Origin of the sequence: Hyphomicrobium denitrificans 1NES1 (assembly GCF_000230975.2) — a bacterium.
Taxonomy (GTDB): Bacteria; Pseudomonadota; Alphaproteobacteria; order Rhizobiales; family Hyphomicrobiaceae; genus Hyphomicrobium_B; species Hyphomicrobium_B denitrificans_A.
This window is the reverse complement of sequence record NC_021172.1, coordinates 2,903,107-2,918,955: the sequence shown is the minus strand read 5'-3', so window position 1 is coordinate 2,918,955 and position 15,849 is coordinate 2,903,107. Positions and strand designations below refer to the sequence as shown.

Sequence of the window (15,849 nt, the reverse complement as noted above, 5' to 3'; positions counted from 1 at the left end):
GGCGTGTCAACGGTACGCAACGAAACTAATTTCCATTCATTGAGGACGGACATGTCAATGCAATTGGGAGCCACTCTTTTTTCTCGCACGAGAAAAGACAATGCAGCGCCGATCGACAAGGAGTTGCCCCGGCCAGAGCGACAGCGCGGCATGTGGAGCTTTCTCACGTGGTCATTCTTTCTCGCGAATTTTCTGGCGGCGACCGAGATTATTGGTGGGTCGGCGCACGCCGCGATCGTCGACAGCGATCATGGGGATGCGTCCCATTCGGGCGACGGCAGTTCATATTCCGGTGTTTCTCAGCCCGAGATGCAGCCTCTCACGCTCGAATCGTTGCCAGCGGACGGCGGTAGCCATGCCGCCGATCCAAAAATAGCGTTCGATCCCATCGCCGGCGGAGCCAATGTTGTTCCCGACTTGATGCCGGTTTATGCCGATAGTCCTGTTGCGCAGCCCAATATCCAAACGGGCGCGGGCAGCGATGCAAATGCCTCGGGCTCGTCGACCTCATACAATACCAACAACAATTACTATTCGTCGGACAGCCACGATGCGGCGACAACGATCATCAATAACTACGTCAGCACAGACAGCCACGATCTGACGTCGAACGTCACGACAATCCTCAACACGGTCGTAAATCCGGTCGTCGATGTCGTCGAGCATGTCACCGGGATCGTAGCTCCCGTCATCGGCATCGCAGACGCCACGGTTCAAGACGCCGCCCAGGTGGTGGCTCAGATCGTAGGAGGCTTGGGTGATCTCACTGGAGAGGTGACGTCGACGGTCGACGCGACACTCGGCATGGTAACGGGCGTCGCCGGCGGTCTTGTCGGCGATGTTGTCGATACGGCGACACACGCTGTCGGTGGGCTTCTCGGTGACGCTGCGCCGTTGCTCTCCGATTTGACATCGACGGTAACGACCGTTGCCGACTCGACGATCCATGTGCTCGGCAACGCGAGTTTGATTACCGGCCTCGGTGACGTCGGCAGCAACGCAGCCGGCATTATCGGATCAACCGCCGATTCTGTCGGCTCGGTCATTGCTTCTGGCGCCGACGTCGCGAGCGGGATCCATGACTTGTTGGGAAATACCTTGGATAGTTTAGGCGTCTCGTCGCCGGGCTCGCTGTCGTTCGCTGCTGAGACACCGGACACGGTCGCGTCCAACGACGCCGTCGCAAGCACGTCGGCTTATTCGCAATTCAATCTCGCCCTAAGCGATACGTCTCATGACGCAAGCGTGTCGGCTTCGACCTCCACTGACACCGGCGGCATCACGACCATCATCACCAGCGCGATCGGAATCGGCCCCCATACAGCCGATCCCGCGTCCGACACCGATGATCATGGCAGCGTGCAGTCTCCCGTGCATCCCACCGTTCTCGACGATCTGCATTCCCATCTGCACCTGGGCCTGTTCGGCTAGCCGAAGCTCGATGCATTGAGTGCAAATCGTCATCAGGGGGCGGCTGCAAATGAATAATCTTTTTATTGCTGAAAACGAACGCAATCGCATCGAAGAAGCGGATGACGGGGCGATCGTAGATCTCGAGCGGATCCGCGACGAGCAGATGCAATCTGTGTCCGCGCCGGCGGAACCTCATATCGCTCTTCGGCGCCTCGCGGCGTTGCGTGCCGAAATCGGCAAGTGGAAGAGTGTCGCTGCCGCGGCACACGAAACGCATGCATCGCAGGCGGATCGAGCCGTCGATCCCCTGGCCAAGTGGCGCACGATCTCGCGGCGGACGTTTGCCATCGTAGCTCTGTTCTCGCTGTTCGTGAACGTCCTCATGCTCACGATGCCGATCTATCTGTTCCAGATATCCGACAGAGTTCTCACAAGCCGCAGTCTGGATACATTGCTGATGCTCTCGGCGCTGGCGGTCGGATTGCTGGCCACGCTTTCGGTGCTCGACATCTTGCGTCGTCAAGTGCTCGGGCGGCTCGCCGCCTCGATGGAGGTCATTCTCGGCGGACCGATCCTCGCCGGTATCGTAATGTCGGCGCCGACGGGAGAGGGCGGCAGCCTGCAGGCGCTTCGTTCCCTGCATCAGGTACGCAGCTTTCTATCCAGTCCCACGATGCTCCTGCTGTTCGATGCCCCTCTGGCACCATTCTATTTCGGCGTCATCTTCCTTATCCATCCAAGCCTCGGCGCGATCGTTCTGGCCGCAGGATTTGTGCTTTTCGCAATTGCGTTGCTGAACCAAACGGCGACGGCCGGGCCTCTCGGCAAAGCCGGTTCGTTCTCCTCGAAGGCGGACGCGCACGCAGAATCCCTCGCCCGCAATGCGCAGGTCATCAATGCGATGGGAATGCTGAATGAAAGCATTCTGCATTGGGGCCGCGAGCAAGCGCCTGCGCTTGCATCGCAGATCAATGCGCACGACCGCAACTTTTGGATCAGCGGCGCGTCGAAATTCGCGCGCTTGGTAACGCAGATCGTGGTCCTCGGCTGGGGCGCACATCTTGCTTTAGCGGGAGAGTTGACGGGCGGCATGATGATTGCGGCTTCGATCATCGGTGGCCGCGCCCTTCAGCCGCTCGAAGGAATGATCGAGGGCTGGCGATCGGTCGTGCAGTCGCGTGCCGCCTATGCCCGCGTAAGGACCGCGCTCGAAGGGTTGAGCAAGGAAAAGTCGAAACTGAGGCTTCCCCGGCCCGCGGGAAAATTGAGCGTCGAACGCCTTCTCTACATTCCGCAGGGCACGCGCGAGCCGATCCTGAACGGCTTGAATTTCGAACTCAAACCCGGCGAGTCGCTTGCAATCGTCGGTCCGTCGGGGTCCGGAAAATCGACCCTTGCCCGCATCCTAGTTGGTTGCCTCTTTCCGACGGCAGGCAAGGTGCGGCTCGACGGAACGGAGTTGCGCAACTGGGATCGCCGCCAATTCGGAGAGTTCACAGGCTATCTGCCGCAAGAGGTCGAGCTCTTCCCCGGAACCATCAAAGAAAATATTTGTCGGCTCCGCACTGACCTTCCGGACAAGGAGATTTATGACGCGGCCGCCGTCGCGGGCGTCCACGACATGGTTTGCCAGCTCGCCGCCGGTTACGAAACGGTGCTTGACCGCAATGGTGCGCCCCTTTCGGGCGGACAGAAACAGCGCATCGCTCTGGCCCGTGCGTTCTTCGGCAACCCTTCGCTGATCGTGCTCGACGAACCGAACTCGAACCTCGACTCGGTTGGAGAGAAGGCTTTGGCCGACAGCATGATGAGAGCGAAGGAGCGCGGCGTAACGATTGTCCTGATTACGCAGCGCCCCGCGCTCTTGAATACCGTCGACAAGGTTCTGGTCTTGCGATCGGGACGAATGGAAGGCTTTGGCGCGCCACGCGATGTGCTCCATCGCCTCGTCAGCCAAGCGGCTCCTGTTCCATCAGCGTGAGAATGTTCGCAAATAACTTTGATCTTCGTTCGCATGTGTCAGGGGAATGAAAATGCTTCTTGGCTGTCCTGGGATAGATGAATGGCACAGGGGCGTATCCAGGAGTTCACGCCTTCCGAGCTTGATCGGGCTGGGCGTAGTCGCTGTTTGTGCTGTCGGATTTGGTGCGTGGGCCGCGACGGCGCCATTGGATGGCGCGGTCGTTACCTCCGGAACGTTCGTCGCCGCCGGGCAAAATAAGCAGATCCAGCATCTTGAAGGTGGCATTGTCAGCGAGGTTGCCGTCAAAGAAGGTGATCTCGTCGAAGCAGGGCAGATCTTGGTGCGGCTCGATCCGACGACCGCAGTCGCCAAGCTGCGCATGCTCGTGCTTAGAAAATATAGACTGGTATCGACGCAGGCGCGCCTTGAAGCCGAGCTTGCCGGCAAGAGCACGTTCGTTTTGCCGTCAACGTCCGATATCGATATCGACGATCCTGAAGTGCAGACGATCATCAACCGCCAGCAGCTTGAACTCGACTCGCGCCGAAAGAAAGCCGAGAACGAAGATGCCGTGATGCAGAGGGAGATTGCCGGTCTCAAGGAAAGCATCGTCGGCTATCAGGCGCAGATCAAGGCGACGCAGGAACGGCTCGGTCTTTTTGGGGAAGAGCTCAAAGCCAAAAATTCTCTGCTTGATCGCGACCTTATTCGCAGAACGGAAGTCTATTCGGTTCAACGCGACGAGGCGGCGTTGACCGGCCAGCTTGGCGAACTTGTTGGGCGCGTGGCAGACAGTCGCCAGCAGATCGCACGCGCCGAGCAGCAAATCGCATCCGTCCATTCGACAGTGACTCAGAAGGCCGTCGAGGAGTTGCGGCAGACCGAATCCGAGCTCGACGATGTAACGGAACAGATTCGAGCCGCGAAGGATGTCGTCGAGCGAACCGAAATAAAGGCTCCCGTCCGAGGCATCGTCGTAAAGCTCAACCAGCACACACGAGGTGGTGTCGTCTCCGCGGGCGGCACCATCCTGGAGCTGTTGCCCGTGAACGACGAACTCATCATCGAGGGGCGCATCAGTCCAAACCAGGTAGCGCACGTTAAAGAAGGACAGTCTGCGACCGTTCGGCTCTCCGCCCTGAACCAGCGCATAACGCCAATGATCGACGGACGCGTAACCTATCTTTCCGCCGACACCATTGCAGATCGGCCTTCGATGCTGACGGCGACACCGGAAACAACCGACCGTGGCTCATTCATCGTTCGCGTCAAGCTCGACGATACGGACGTCAAGGCCAAGGTGGCGAACTTCAAGCCCACGCCTGGCATGCCTGCGGACCTCTACATCCGGACCGGAGAACGGACGCTCTTCGACTATCTGATGGAGCCGATCATGGGCAGCTTCTCGCGAGCCTTCAGGGAAAAATGATTGAACCCCAAAGCTTCTCTAAATCATCTCGGTGAACGATATTATCGGAAAGTCATCATGTTAGCGGGTATATTATCAGAGATCGTTGACGATCGGAGCACGGTCGTCGAGCGAGACAAGGGCATTGCATTCCTTATGGCCGCGCGCGAAATCTATCGGCTCTCGGATATTTGGTATTTGTGCGTGAACATCCCGCGCTTTTCGAGCGGCTCGTTCGTACACTGTGCGTTTTCAGGAGATATGGCCAGCCAGGCGATCACAAGCAGGGCTGTGCCGATGCACCGTCTTGCCGAGATCCGCACTGTCGAAATGGCGTGCAGACAATCGGACGGCAATCAGCTGCTCACTGGCGATGCGCCATCTGGCGCCGTGCAGCTCACGTCGCGACGCGGCGAGTTTGCGATTCTCGGCTTCAGGAGCGCCCCGGGCGGAGATGACTTGGACAACGAAATTGCGCCGGAACTCAGCGAACTGAAGATATTAGGTGAATACTTTCACTGCCACATGCTCCGGCGCAACGGGGTGGATACGTCCGAAGCTCTCGTCGTTTCCGCACGCGAGCTCGACTGCCTTCGGTGGGTCGCGGCGGGAAAATCCGCTTGGGAGGCAAGCATCATTCTCGGAATCAGTGAACGAACTGTTCGTTTCCACCTGAATTCCGCACGTGAAAAACTGAACTGCATCACGACGACCCAGGCTGTTGCCAAAGCCGTCGCGCAACAGCTCATCGCGGTCTGAATTGCACCGCAGGACGAGCCGTCGCGTTAGCGTGCCTCGTGACGATCGCCGCAGGTCACCCGGCTTGAATTTGCCGCCTGTCGTTTCTGACAATTATGTGCGCCTGCCTTCTCCGCTAGGATGCTCCTATGGGACAGGAAGAGTCATATACGCGTATTTCGGAGCTTCTGGCGTTACGGCGCACCCCAGAGCCAGAGCAAAGCGATTGCGAACGCGCCCTTATGCTCATCGAGCAAGTTTTCCGGTGTGTAGATGACATGAGCACGGAAGGCCGAGAAGCGTTTACGATGCGGCTTACAGGTTGGATCATCGGAAAGAAGTTTGGCTCCGATAAGGAGCCGGCATTGACGGGTTTGCGTCGTTACTGCGTGGCAGCCGGGATCAATCAAGATCCGTCCTGGGAGCCACCAAAGATTCGGCTTTGAATCCCGCCTCGCGTCTCTCCCGCTGGCATCCCGGCCGTTCCTGACATGTTCGAACCATGATTATCCGACAGAGTGCCCAAAAAGCCTTTGAAATAAAGGGATTTTGATGGTGCTGCCGGAGGGGATTGAACTCTCGACCTCTCCCTTACCAAGGGAGTGCTCTACCACTGAGCTACGGCAGCCTAGACGGCCTCAGGGTGCCGGCAATCGGCGCCCAAGAAAAAGCAAGCGCGCCGACGAAACCGACGCGCGTGGTGCCCGCTTGGCAGGCGGCCGGACACTGCCACAAGGCTTGACGAGGGGCAAGACCGAAAGCCAAGCTCTCCGAGACGATGTCGCAGGACCATGACTTGGGATATGAGCGACCGCCGGGATACGCATGACCGACCGAATTTCAAAGGAAAAAAGCCAGGGCCCCTCACCCAAGGAAGCGCGTGCCGAGCGCCTCGCGGAAGTCCTGCGGGCCAACTTGAAACGCCGCAAAGAGGCCGCTCGCAGCCGAACGGGTGGCAAAGACAACACCCCGGGCGAGTAATTGTTCCAGAAGGGTGCGCTCGGGGCGTCCATCGGCAAAACTCCCTTGCGGGACCTGCCGCGAAACCAGTATCAGCGACACGGGCAAAGACGCGAATCTTCGCTGCCGCAAGGACTTGCCTTACGCTTGGAGCCAGAAGGCATTTATGGATCGGATCAGGATTACCGGCGGTCAGGCACTCCGTGGCACGATCCCGATTTCCGGTGCCAAGAACGCGGCCTTGCCGCTACTCATTGCCAGCCTCCTGACCGAGGACCGGCTGACGCTTAAAAATGTTCCGAACCTTGCCGACGTCAACCTGCTCGTGCGCATCTTGCGCAACCATGGCGTTGACCTCGCAGTTGACGGCAAGCGGCCGGGTCCGGCGATGCACCTCGGCGAGACATTCCATCTGACCGCTCGCGATATCGTCGACACGACGGCACCCTACGAAATGGTTTCGCGGATGCGCGCCAGCTTCTGGGTGCTGGGTCCGCTGATTGCACGCATGGGCGAAGCGAAGGTATCGCTGCCAGGTGGCTGCGCGATCGGAACGCGCCCCGTCGATTTGCATCTGATGGGATTGAAGGCGCTCGGCGCCGAGATCGACATCGATGCCGGCTATGTCATCGCACGGGCTCCGAAAGGACTGCGCGGCACGCGCATCGTATTTCCTAAAGTTTCGGTCGGCGCCACGCATAACGTCCTGCTAGCGGCGGCTTTGGCGAAAGGAGAGACCGTCATTGAGAACGCCGCGCGCGAGCCGGAAATCGGTGACGTCGCGAGCTGCCTTTCGAAGATGGGCGCCAAGGTCGAAGGCATCGGCACGTCGACGCTTAGAATTCAAGGGCGCGACCGCCTCGAAGGCGCAGTTCACACAGTCCTCCCTGATCGCATCGAAACCGGAACCTTCGCGATGGCCGTCGCCGCGACAGGCGGCGATGTGACCCTGGAAGGTGGCCGCATCGACGATCTGAAAGCGGCGCTCGATGTCCTCGCCAATACCGGCACGGCCTTGAAGGCGACCGATACCGGCATCCGCGTGATGCGCAATGGCGGCGGCATCGAGCCTGTCTCGATAGAAACGGAGCCCTTTCCGGGCTTTCCGACCGACCTGCAGGCACAACTGATGGCGCTGCTGACCCTCGCCTCCGGAACGAGTATCATTCGCGAAACGATTTTCGAAAACCGCTTCATGCATGTGCAGGAGCTGGCCCGTCTCGGAGCCGATATCCAGCTTCACGGCGACACGGCGACGATCAAAGGCGTCAAGACGCTGAAGGGTGCGCCGGTCATGGCAACCGACCTCAGGGCGTCGGTATCGCTGGTCATTGCCGGTCTCGCAGGCGAGGGTGAGACGGTGATCAATCGTGTTTACCACTTGGATCGCGGTTTCGAGCAGCTGGAGCAGAAACTCAGCCGTTGCGGGGCCAACATCGAGCGGCTGGCGAGCGGCTGACGCCGAGACGCTACATTCCTCCTCGGGACGATATTGCACCAGCCCCGCCCGCCCGATAACACTCCGTCGGATAGCATGGTTTTTCAGGCGTTCGCCGGGAGATTGTCAGCATCGATGCCCGACCTCAAACTCATCGCTCTCGACGCAGAAGACTTGAACGTCATCTCCGCACACCTGCAGGATGCCCTGCTCCGCGTCGGCGAAATGACGTATCTACCGAGCGAAAAGCGCTTCGTCGTGATCGCCAACCGGTTCGACTGGGGGAAGCTCGCCGAGGCAAAATCGAAACCGCATGCGCCATCGGAGAAGTTCGAACGCCGCCGGACGGGCATTCGCTTTGAGCGTGTCCTAGGTGCCAAACTGCAGGGAATTGATCTTAAGGATAAGCGCGCGGCGCTCGCATTGCTGGCAATTACGTTTGAACCGACCGGTGGATCGGAAACGCCGGAAGGCAATGTCACGTTGACTTTTTCGGGCGCGGCGGCCATTCGGCTCCACGTCGAATGCGTCGAGGTCGAGTTGAAGGACCTCGGGGCGGCTTGGGCCACGAAACATTCGCCGGAGCACCCCGAAGACGCAGGCTGAATTTGTTGGGTCCCTAACGCTCTGAGGAACAGTGCTTATGCCGATGCGGCTGAAGAGCGTCGATAAGAATTTTGAGCAGCAGTTCGCAACCCTGCTCTCGCAAAAGCGCGAAGTCTCCGTCGACGTCGACAACGCCGTAAGAGACATCATCGCTGACATTCGCGCGCGCGGTGACGCGGCCCTCGTCGACCTCACTCTCAAATTCGATCGCCTCGATCTGCGAAAATCAGGCATTGCCGTAACGGCCGCGGAAATCGAAGCAGCTGTTCGCGAGTGCTCGAAAGAGACACTCGATGCCCTACACTTCGCGCACGATCGTATCGCCGATCATCACAAACGCCAGCTACCGTCAGATGATCGCTACCGCGACGCCGCGGGCGTCGAACTCGGACATCGTTGGACGGCGGTGGAATCGGCAGGCCTCTATGTGCCGGGCGGCCTCGCATCCTATCCGAGTTCGGTCCTGATGAATGCGGTGCCTGCGAAAGTCGCCGGCGTGCCGCGCATCGTGATGGTCGTCCCGTCTCCCGGCGGAGAATTGAATCCGTTGGTTCTGGCGGCGGCCAAGATCGCCGGCATCACCGAGATCTATCGCATCGGCGGCGCGCAAGCCGTTGCCGCGCTGGCTTACGGAACCGAAACGATCCGTCCCGTCGTCAAGATCGTCGGACCGGGCAACGCCTACGTCGCCGCTGCCAAGCGGCAGGTGTTCGGTATTGTCGGCATCGATTCGATTGCAGGCCCGTCCGAGGTTCTCGTCATCGCCGATGGCCACAACGATCCGGACTGTATAGCGAGCGATCTGATCGCTCAGGCGGAGCACGACACGGCCGCGCAGTCGATTTTGATGACCGACGACGAAAATTTCGCGGCGTCCGTCGAACAAGCCGTCGCTCGTCAGTTGCAGACGCTTCCGCGCGGAAATATCGCGGGCGAAAGCTGGAACGCTTTTGGTGCGACGATAGTTTTAAAATCGCTCGACGAAGCTCCGGCATTGGCAGATCGCGTCGCCGCCGAGCATCTCGAAATCGCGACGGAGAATGCGGAAGATCTATCGAAACGCATTCGCAACGCTGGCGCGATTTTCATTGGACATGTGACTCCCGAAGTGATCGGCGACTACGTGTCCGGCTCCAACCACGTCCTGCCGACCGCACGGAGCGCGCGTTTTTCCTCTGGCCTCGGAGTCCTCGATTTCATGAAGCGCACGTCGATTCTGAAGCTTGATGAGGCGGCTTTGGCGGCGCTGGGGCCTGCGGCGATGACGCTGGCGCGCGCCGAAGGATTGGAAGGCCATCGCCGTTCTGTGGAAGTACGTCTTGCCAAAACGACTTGAGGCAGAATGGATCAAACCGTGAGCAGCGCCGATAGTTGTGATCGTCTGGCGGAAATTACGCTCGACACGAAATCGCTCGGCCGCGCGAACGTGAATGCTGAGCATGAGCGGGAAGTTGCTATTTTCGATATTCTCGACGGCAACACCTTCCGTGTCGAAGACTTGGATGATGGCCCTTATAAGTTGCATCTTTCGATCGTTGACGACCGTCTCCAAATGAACGTTGCCGCGGCAGGCAATGGACAGAGCTTCGAGCACACCGTGGCGTTGACGCCCCTTAAACGCATCATGAAGGACTACTTCATGGTCTGCGAGTCCTACTACGAAGCGGTTAGAACCGCGCCGCCCGCGCGCATTCAGGCCATCGACGTCAGCCGCCGCGCTCTCCACGACGAAGGCAGCGTTCTGCTGCGCGATAAGCTGCTGCCGAAAATCATCATCGACGAGGATACGGCCCGCAGGCTGTTTACGCTCGTCTGCTCACTGCACTGGAAGGGCTGAGCCGGACTCTCGCCTGCCGTCCAGGAACCAGGCTTCCTGCTTGCCTACGCCCTTGATGTCGATCAGCCCGCGCGGCCGGAGGATGAAGGCATCCTTCAATGCGGCATGGCAAGTAGGGCAAATGGTAATGCGCCCCACTTCGCTTGATTGCTCGAGCCGGCTCGCCATGTTCACCGGATCGCCCCATACGTCATAGCTGAATTTATTCCTTCCAATGACACCCGCCATCATCGGGCCGGACGCCATGCCGATGCGGACGTTGAGGTCCAGGTTCTCGGCAGCACTGACGTCTCGGACGGCAACGAGCAGATCGAGCGCCATCGCCGCTAAAACCTGCGCATGATCAGGCCGCGGAATCGGCACGCCCGATGCAACCATGTAGGCATCACCGATCGTCTTGATCTTTTCGACGCCGTGGCGCTGCGCCAGCTCGTCGAAGGCAGTGACGAGCCGGTTCAAAAGCGCGACGGTTCTTTCCGGCCCAAGCTCGTGGGCCAAACGAACGAAGCCGCTGATGTCAGCAAAAAGCACGGATGCATCCGAAAACCCGTCCGCGATCGTCTCGCCCGGCGCTGCCTTCAGACGCTCGACGACATCGTCGGGAAGGACGTTGCGCAGGACCGTTTCGGTTTCCGCCTTGGCGTTCTCGACAAGGCCGAAAGCATAGTAGACGCATGCCGCAATCAATCCGAACGTCGTGATTGCACCTTGCACGTAAAGGGAATTGAGAACTCTCGGATCGGTATGCAGCCGCGCTGCGTCCGTCGGAAACTGGAACCAGGCGACGAGGTGCAGAATGAGCGCCGTCGTCACGATCGCGAAGACGAGCCAGAACCGCCGCGCTTCGAAAATCACGAACGGTGCGGCCGCCGCCACGACATATTGCAGGGGCGCCCCGCCCAAGCGTCCGAAGTAGGACGTAAATCCGATGAGCGCGGTGAATTCGGCAACGACAAGCAGCAGGCCGCCCGCCATCTCGTTGAACCTGTGCATCAGCGGCACAAACGAGACGATGACGGCAAGGCCGAGGTTGATCAGAACGACGGGCATCATCGCTTTGTCGCCCGACATCCAGAGCTGCATCGCGTAGATGAATGTCGTGACGACGACGAGGAACGAAAATACGTTGACAATCTTCAAGCGCCGCTGGGTATCCGGAGGATAGTCTTTGATGCCGATGCGCGCGATCGCGCCGAAGATCGCCCTTGCCGGACGAACGATTTGCCTGATCAAAGCAAACCGTCCCTGCGGCCAACCATGCTCATTGTGTCGATCGGCGATCGTCATGTGATTAGGTCCGGGCCGCGCCGAAAATCAGTCTGCCGCTAGTCTTTGTCATCGAGACGGCCGACGCCGCTCAACGCTGCAATGTCGCAAATGACCTGCTGTCCCCGGCGTTCGATGGCCCCTTCCGACTCGAGTAGCTGCAGCGCGGCGTTCACCTTGGGGCGGCTGGCCCCGACCAAAAGCGCCAGCTCGCTCTGGGAAATCGGCAAGGCCAGCGAGATTTTCTCGGCTTTGCCGGAAGGGTCTTTCTGCCTGACGGATGCCAGGAAGAAACGCGCCAGCCGTGCTTCGATCGGATGCAGCGCGATGGCTTCGAGCTGCTCGTCAGCATCGCGAAGCCGGCTGGCGAGGAAGCGCACCGCCGCTTCTCCGACCGAGGGGTGCGATGCGAGGAGGCGCAGGAAGGCAGCCTTCGAAAGCAACAGCGTCTCGACTTTGTTGACCGCCGTTGCGTCCGCCGAGCGCGGCCGCCCATCGAAGATCGCGAGTTCACCGAAGATCGACGGCGGCTCGACGTGGGCGAACGACAACTCGCGCCCATCCGATGTCAGAACCGAGAGCCGGATACGACCCTTGCTGACGATATGGAGATCGGAACCCGGGTCGCCGCGCGAGAATATGACCTGCCCCGGCTCGTAGGACGCTTCCCGAAGCTCGCCAGCGACGGCCTGGCGGCTCGCCTCGTCCAGCCCGCCAAAAAGCGGGGTTCGAGCAAGAAGGCCGGCGGGATCGGTTTTCAGAGCCATTGTCGCCATCATAGCCGCTCATTTGCAGGGCTATTCATGCCTTGTTTTCCACTCCCCCGCAACGCGCTGAGGTCTTGCTAAATGTCCATAGCTTGCCCATTGTCCGCGCATCTTTTTTTGGTGTCGAGACGCTTCGCACCTCTTGCAGGCCGCCCATGATGTCTTCGCTGAAATCCGCGCTCCTTCCCGCCTTCGCCCGCTCCGATGCGCCGAGCCGGGAAACGTTGCGGCGGTCGATGGCGCGCGAGCGGGCAACGTCGAAGGCCGAAATCGAGCGGCCGCGGCTCGTCCTCGCCAGCGCCAGCCCGCGCCGGGTTACACTCCTTGCGCAGATAGGGGTAACGCCGGATGCTCTCCGTCCGGCCTCGATCGACGAAAGCGCGCGCCGCGGGGAAATGCCCCGGGCCCTCGTCACGCGGCTGGCAAAAGCCAAGGCCGAAGTCGCGCGCGACCAGATCGCCAACGACCGTGATCTTGCCGACTCCTACGTTCTGGCCGCCGATACGGTCGTTGCAATGGGCCGTAAGATCCTGATGAAGCCGATGCACGTTGAGGAAGCGATGGCGACCCTACAACTCCTGTCGGGCAGAACCCATAAGGTCCAGACATGCGTCTGTCTCATCACGCCGGATGATCGCATACGGACGAAAATCGTCGATACGCGCGTCCGCTTCCGCTACATCAACCGCTCGGAGCTTGAATCCTACATCGCCTCGCGTGAATGGCGCGGCAAAGCCGGAGGCTATGCCATTCAGGGGTTGGCCGGCTGTTTCGTGCAGCGGCTGATCGGCTCTTACACGAACGTCGTCGGACTGCCGCTGACCGAGGTCGTCGGACTGCTAAATTCCGAGAAGTTTCCGATCCAGTACAACTGGCTGCGATACGCCGAAGTCGATCGCGTCTGAGATCTTTGACGGTATGTGCACGTCTTCCGAACCCGGCAGCAAACCCGTGCGGTGCCCGATTTGCGGCAAGCCTGCGGTCGTGGCCTACCGTCCGTTCTGCTCGAAGCGGTGCGCCGACATCGACCTCGCCAAGTGGTTCAGCGGAGGTTACGCCGTGCCTGGCCGGGAGGAAGACGAGGGTGATGGTGGCGGTCCGCCGGGTGGAGATAAGGGGTCTGACGCGGACAAAGGATAAAGCCGGTCAACGCGGTTTCGTCGCGCTTGCATCACGGCAAATGCCCCCCTATAAGGGCCGGACTTCGCATGGGCCCCTGGCCGCGGAGGCAAGCCCAGGTAGCTCAGTTGGTAGAGCATGCGACTGAAAATCGCAGTGTCGCTGGTTCAATTCCGGCCCTGGGCACCATTTGCTTTCCCACAGAACTAATCCTCAAAGACCAAGATGTTTGCCGTGCGCCACCGCGTATACGCTGCAGCATGCCCGCGTGGAGCGCTGGGTATCCTCACCTGCGTGCGTTATAGCGGAGGCAACCGGCTGGAGCGCGACGGGTGGGGGACGCAAATCTCAGATATCGGCCCGAACTCGATGGCCTGAGGGCCGTCGCGGTCGTGGCCGTGTTCCTTTGCCACCTCGGAATGAAATCATTCTCCGGCGGCTACGTCGGCGTCGACGTCTTCTTTGTGCTCTCCGGCTTTCTGATTTCACACATTATTGCCGACGACCTGCGCGCCGGAAGGTTCAGCATCGCGAGCTTTTACGAGCGGCGCATCCGCAGGATCGTCCCGGCTCTGGTCTTTGTCGGCGCATGTTCCACCGTGGCTGCGGTCGCCGTTCTGCTTCCGGATGAATTGAAGGCATATGCCGCGAGTCTGTTGGCGGCCGCCCTGTCTGTAAGCAACGTCTGGTTCGCGAACATGACTGGATATTTCGATCCGGCCGCCGCGACGCAGCCCCTGCTGCACACATGGAGCCTCGGCGTCGAAGAGCAATTCTACGTGGTCTTTCCGCTGCTGCTCTCGCTGGCCTACAGGTTTGGGCAAAGAGGCGTTTCATTGCTTGTTTGTGGGGCACTGCCCGTCTCTCTTGCGATGAGCATCGCGCTCACTCCGGAAGATCCACGGTCTGCCTACTTTCTGATTCATACCCGTGCCTGGGAGCTGCTCATGGGTAGCGTTGTTGCCCTTGGACTTGTTCGCCCCCCGAGAGAGACCTGGCACCGAGAAACCGCAAGCGCGCTCGGCCTGCTCGGCATCGCATTGGCCGTGTTGTTCTTCAACGATAAGACGCCTTTCCCAGGCTATGCGGCGTTGCTGCCGTGTCTCGGTGCTGCGCTCGTCATTTGGGCAGGCGGCGGGACGCTGGCCGCGCGATGCCTGAGCTTCAAACCGATGGTGTTCATCGGCCTGATTTCCTACAGCCTGTACCTTTGGCACTGGCCGCTCATCGTCTTCGCGAAGCTGCTGCTCGTGCAGCCGTTCACTCCGTCCCAGCAACTCCTGTTGATCTGCGCGGCGACCGGGCTTTCGGTTCTGACATGGCGCTTCGTCGAAACGCCCTTCAGGCGTCGCGTCCGTGCCGAGCGAACTCGGAAAATGGTCTTTGCCGGAGGCGGGTTGAGCCTTGGCGCACTGGCGATACCGGCGGCGGTGCTGGTGAGTTTGCAAGGCATGCCGAACCGTTTCCCAGCCGAAATTCTGGGCATAGCCGCAGCATCCCAGGATACCAGCCCGAAGCGAACCGCATGCCATTTCGACGGCACGCTCGCAGGCGACTTCGATAAGTCCTGTGTGCTCGGTGCGCCGGTCGCGCCGACGGCCATCGTCTATGGCGACAGCCACGGCGCCGAGTTGAGCGTCGCTTTGGGTGAGCTCGCGGAACCGAGAAACGAGAGCGTCCGCGAGTTGACGGCATCGGGCTGTCCGCCGGCGCTCGATTTTACCTATCCGAGCAAAGGCGAATGTCCGGGCTACAATGCGAGAATGATCGAGCATCTTGTTTCGCTCGCGCCGACGACGATTATTGTCGCGACGAACGCTATCGCATGGACGCACGAATACCCGACCGAGTTTACGCGCGGCCTGGACTCCGTGCTTCGCGCTTTGTCTGCGGCGGGACATCGCGTCATCGTTCTGGGCCAAGTGCCGCCGCATCCGAACCAGCTTCCGGTGCCAGCCACGCTGGCACGTAAGGCCATGCTCGGAACGAAGCCGGACGCGTATGCTTTTCAGCCCGACATGAAGGCCCTGCAGGATCTTGACGCCACGCTCGACAAGATAGCCTCGGCCGCAGGCACGACCTATATTTCCTTGCTTCCAACGCTCTGCAATGAGAACGAATGTAAGGCCGCAATGGATGGTGCGGTGCTCTATTTCGATGATAATCACTTGACCGTCGCCGGAGAGAAGCTGATAGCCGCGAAACTCCTCGCGCCGGTTTTATGGCCCGCTAAAACGGCGACTGAGTCCGTCGACGGCCAGAAGCCCGCGGCGCTGCCATGAATTATCTGTGCGGCGCTAACCACACGAAACGAATAACGAGATTCATGGCACG

Annotated in this window: 14 protein-coding genes and 2 tRNA genes; 13 read left to right on the top strand and 3 right to left on the bottom strand. The window is 60.1% G+C overall.

All coding sequences use genetic code 11. The features are described from left to right. Positions 1–51: 51 nt before the first annotated feature. From HYPDE_RS13970 to HYPDE_RS18530, 4 genes are read left to right on the top strand one after another with little or no spacing between them, the layout of a single operon-like run. The gene (locus HYPDE_RS13970; protein WP_144061274.1) at positions 52–1,431 is read left to right on the top strand and encodes a hypothetical protein; all 1,380 of its coding nucleotides are present in this window, start codon (positions 52–54) and stop codon (positions 1,429–1,431) included. A 49-nt stretch (positions 1,432–1,480) separates the two neighbouring features. Continuing rightward, on the top strand, positions 1,481–3,394 hold the full coding sequence (locus HYPDE_RS13965) for a type I secretion system permease/ATPase (protein ID WP_015599139.1): 1,914 nt from the start codon (positions 1,481–1,483) through the stop codon (positions 3,392–3,394). Between the two features lie 46 nt (positions 3,395–3,440). Beyond that, positions 3,441–4,805, top strand: coding sequence for an HlyD family type I secretion periplasmic adaptor subunit (locus tag HYPDE_RS13960; protein ID WP_348226056.1), 1,365 nt, complete (start codon positions 3,441–3,443; stop codon positions 4,803–4,805). 57 nt (positions 4,806–4,862) lie between these two features. Beyond that, positions 4,863–5,543, top strand: coding sequence for a helix-turn-helix transcriptional regulator (locus HYPDE_RS18530; protein ID WP_015599137.1), 681 nt, complete (start codon positions 4,863–4,865; stop codon positions 5,541–5,543). A 532-nt stretch (positions 5,544–6,075) separates the two neighbouring features. On the opposite strand, the gene HYPDE_RS13945 is transcribed toward HYPDE_RS18530, so the two are convergent. After that, positions 6,076–6,150, bottom strand: a tRNA-Thr gene (locus tag HYPDE_RS13945). Positions 6,151–6,347: 197 nt separating this feature from the next. On the opposite strand from HYPDE_RS13945, the gene HYPDE_RS19400 reads away from it, so the two are divergent. The 5 genes from HYPDE_RS19400 to HYPDE_RS13925 all read left to right on the top strand — a co-directional run bounded on the left by HYPDE_RS19400 (position 6,348) and on the right by HYPDE_RS13925 (position 10,363). Next, positions 6,348–6,503, top strand: a complete 156-nt coding sequence (locus HYPDE_RS19400; RefSeq protein ID WP_187290835.1) for a hypothetical protein — start codon at positions 6,348–6,350, stop codon at positions 6,501–6,503. A 145-nt stretch (positions 6,504–6,648) separates the two neighbouring features. Next, complete coding sequence (gene murA / locus HYPDE_RS13940; RefSeq protein WP_015599134.1) at positions 6,649–7,941, top strand: UDP-N-acetylglucosamine 1-carboxyvinyltransferase; 1,293 nt, start codon at positions 6,649–6,651, stop codon at positions 7,939–7,941. A 114-nt stretch (positions 7,942–8,055) separates the two neighbouring features. Further along, positions 8,056–8,526: a DUF2948 family protein gene (locus HYPDE_RS13935; RefSeq protein WP_041320505.1), complete on the top strand. Its 471-nt coding sequence runs from the start codon at positions 8,056–8,058 to the stop codon at positions 8,524–8,526. A 37-nt stretch (positions 8,527–8,563) separates the two neighbouring features. Continuing rightward, entirely contained in the window at positions 8,564–9,862 is a 1,299-nt protein-coding gene (gene hisD / locus HYPDE_RS13930; RefSeq protein ID WP_015599132.1) for a histidinol dehydrogenase, read from the top strand. Positions 9,863–9,868: 6 nt separating this feature from the next. Then, positions 9,869–10,363 (top strand): UPF0262 family protein, encoded by a 495-nt coding sequence (locus tag HYPDE_RS13925; RefSeq protein WP_015599131.1) that lies wholly within the window; start codon positions 9,869–9,871, stop codon positions 10,361–10,363. On the opposite strand, the gene HYPDE_RS13920 is transcribed toward HYPDE_RS13925, so the two are convergent. Both HYPDE_RS13920 and HYPDE_RS13915 read right to left on the bottom strand, forming a co-directional pair. After that, positions 10,343–11,650, bottom strand: coding sequence for an adenylate/guanylate cyclase domain-containing protein (locus HYPDE_RS13920; RefSeq protein WP_015599130.1), 1,308 nt, complete (start codon positions 11,648–11,650; stop codon positions 10,343–10,345). The genes HYPDE_RS13925 and HYPDE_RS13920 overlap by 21 nt on opposite strands. Before the next feature lie 38 nt (positions 11,651–11,688). Then, the gene (locus tag HYPDE_RS13915) at positions 11,689–12,396 is read right to left on the bottom strand and encodes a Crp/Fnr family transcriptional regulator (RefSeq protein ID WP_244437654.1); all 708 of its coding nucleotides are present in this window, start codon (positions 12,394–12,396) and stop codon (positions 11,689–11,691) included. A 155-nt stretch (positions 12,397–12,551) separates the two neighbouring features. Here HYPDE_RS13915 and HYPDE_RS13910 point away from each other — a divergent pair, with 155 nt between their 5' ends. The 4 genes from HYPDE_RS13910 to HYPDE_RS13895 all read left to right on the top strand — a co-directional run bounded on the left by HYPDE_RS13910 (position 12,552) and on the right by HYPDE_RS13895 (position 15,797). Continuing rightward, positions 12,552–13,301 carry a Maf family nucleotide pyrophosphatase gene (locus HYPDE_RS13910; protein ID WP_187290834.1) on the top strand — a complete coding sequence of 250 codons (750 nt, stop codon included), beginning with the start codon at positions 12,552–12,554 and terminating at the stop codon, positions 13,299–13,301. Positions 13,302–13,314: 13 nt separating this feature from the next. Next, positions 13,315–13,536 (top strand): DNA gyrase inhibitor YacG, encoded by a 222-nt coding sequence (locus HYPDE_RS13905; RefSeq protein WP_015599127.1) that lies wholly within the window; start codon positions 13,315–13,317, stop codon positions 13,534–13,536. 92 nt (positions 13,537–13,628) lie between these two features. Beyond that, positions 13,629–13,704: transfer RNA gene (locus HYPDE_RS13900), tRNA-Phe, on the top strand. A gap of 143 nt (positions 13,705–13,847) precedes the next feature. Beyond that, entirely contained in the window at positions 13,848–15,797 is a 1,950-nt protein-coding gene (locus HYPDE_RS13895; RefSeq protein ID WP_015599126.1) for an acyltransferase family protein, read from the top strand. Positions 15,798–15,849 lie beyond the last annotated feature (52 nt).

Coding starts and splice junctions, on each gene's coding strand:
- HYPDE_RS13970 (WP_144061274.1), top strand. CDS start 52: ATGTCAATGCAATTGGGAGCCACTCTTTTTTCTCGCACGAGAAAAGAC.
- HYPDE_RS13965 (WP_015599139.1), top strand. CDS start 1,481: ATGAATAATCTTTTTATTGCTGAAAACGAACGCAATCGCATCGAAGAA.
- HYPDE_RS13960 (WP_348226056.1), top strand. CDS start 3,441: ATGAAAATGCTTCTTGGCTGTCCTGGGATAGATGAATGGCACAGGGGC.
- HYPDE_RS18530 (WP_015599137.1), top strand. CDS start 4,863: ATGTTAGCGGGTATATTATCAGAGATCGTTGACGATCGGAGCACGGTC.
- HYPDE_RS19400 (WP_187290835.1), top strand. CDS start 6,348: ATGACCGACCGAATTTCAAAGGAAAAAAGCCAGGGCCCCTCACCCAAG.
- murA (WP_015599134.1), top strand. CDS start 6,649: ATGGATCGGATCAGGATTACCGGCGGTCAGGCACTCCGTGGCACGATC.
- HYPDE_RS13935 (WP_041320505.1), top strand. CDS start 8,056: ATGCCCGACCTCAAACTCATCGCTCTCGACGCAGAAGACTTGAACGTC.
- hisD (WP_015599132.1), top strand. CDS start 8,564: ATGCCGATGCGGCTGAAGAGCGTCGATAAGAATTTTGAGCAGCAGTTC.
- HYPDE_RS13925 (WP_015599131.1), top strand. CDS start 9,869: ATGGATCAAACCGTGAGCAGCGCCGATAGTTGTGATCGTCTGGCGGAA.
- HYPDE_RS13920 (WP_015599130.1), bottom strand. CDS start 11,650: ATGACGATCGCCGATCGACACAATGAGCATGGTTGGCCGCAGGGACGG.
- HYPDE_RS13915 (WP_244437654.1), bottom strand. CDS start 12,396: ATGGCTCTGAAAACCGATCCCGCCGGCCTTCTTGCTCGAACCCCGCTT.
- HYPDE_RS13910 (WP_187290834.1), top strand. CDS start 12,552: ATGATGTCTTCGCTGAAATCCGCGCTCCTTCCCGCCTTCGCCCGCTCC.
- HYPDE_RS13905 (WP_015599127.1), top strand. CDS start 13,315: ATGTGCACGTCTTCCGAACCCGGCAGCAAACCCGTGCGGTGCCCGATT.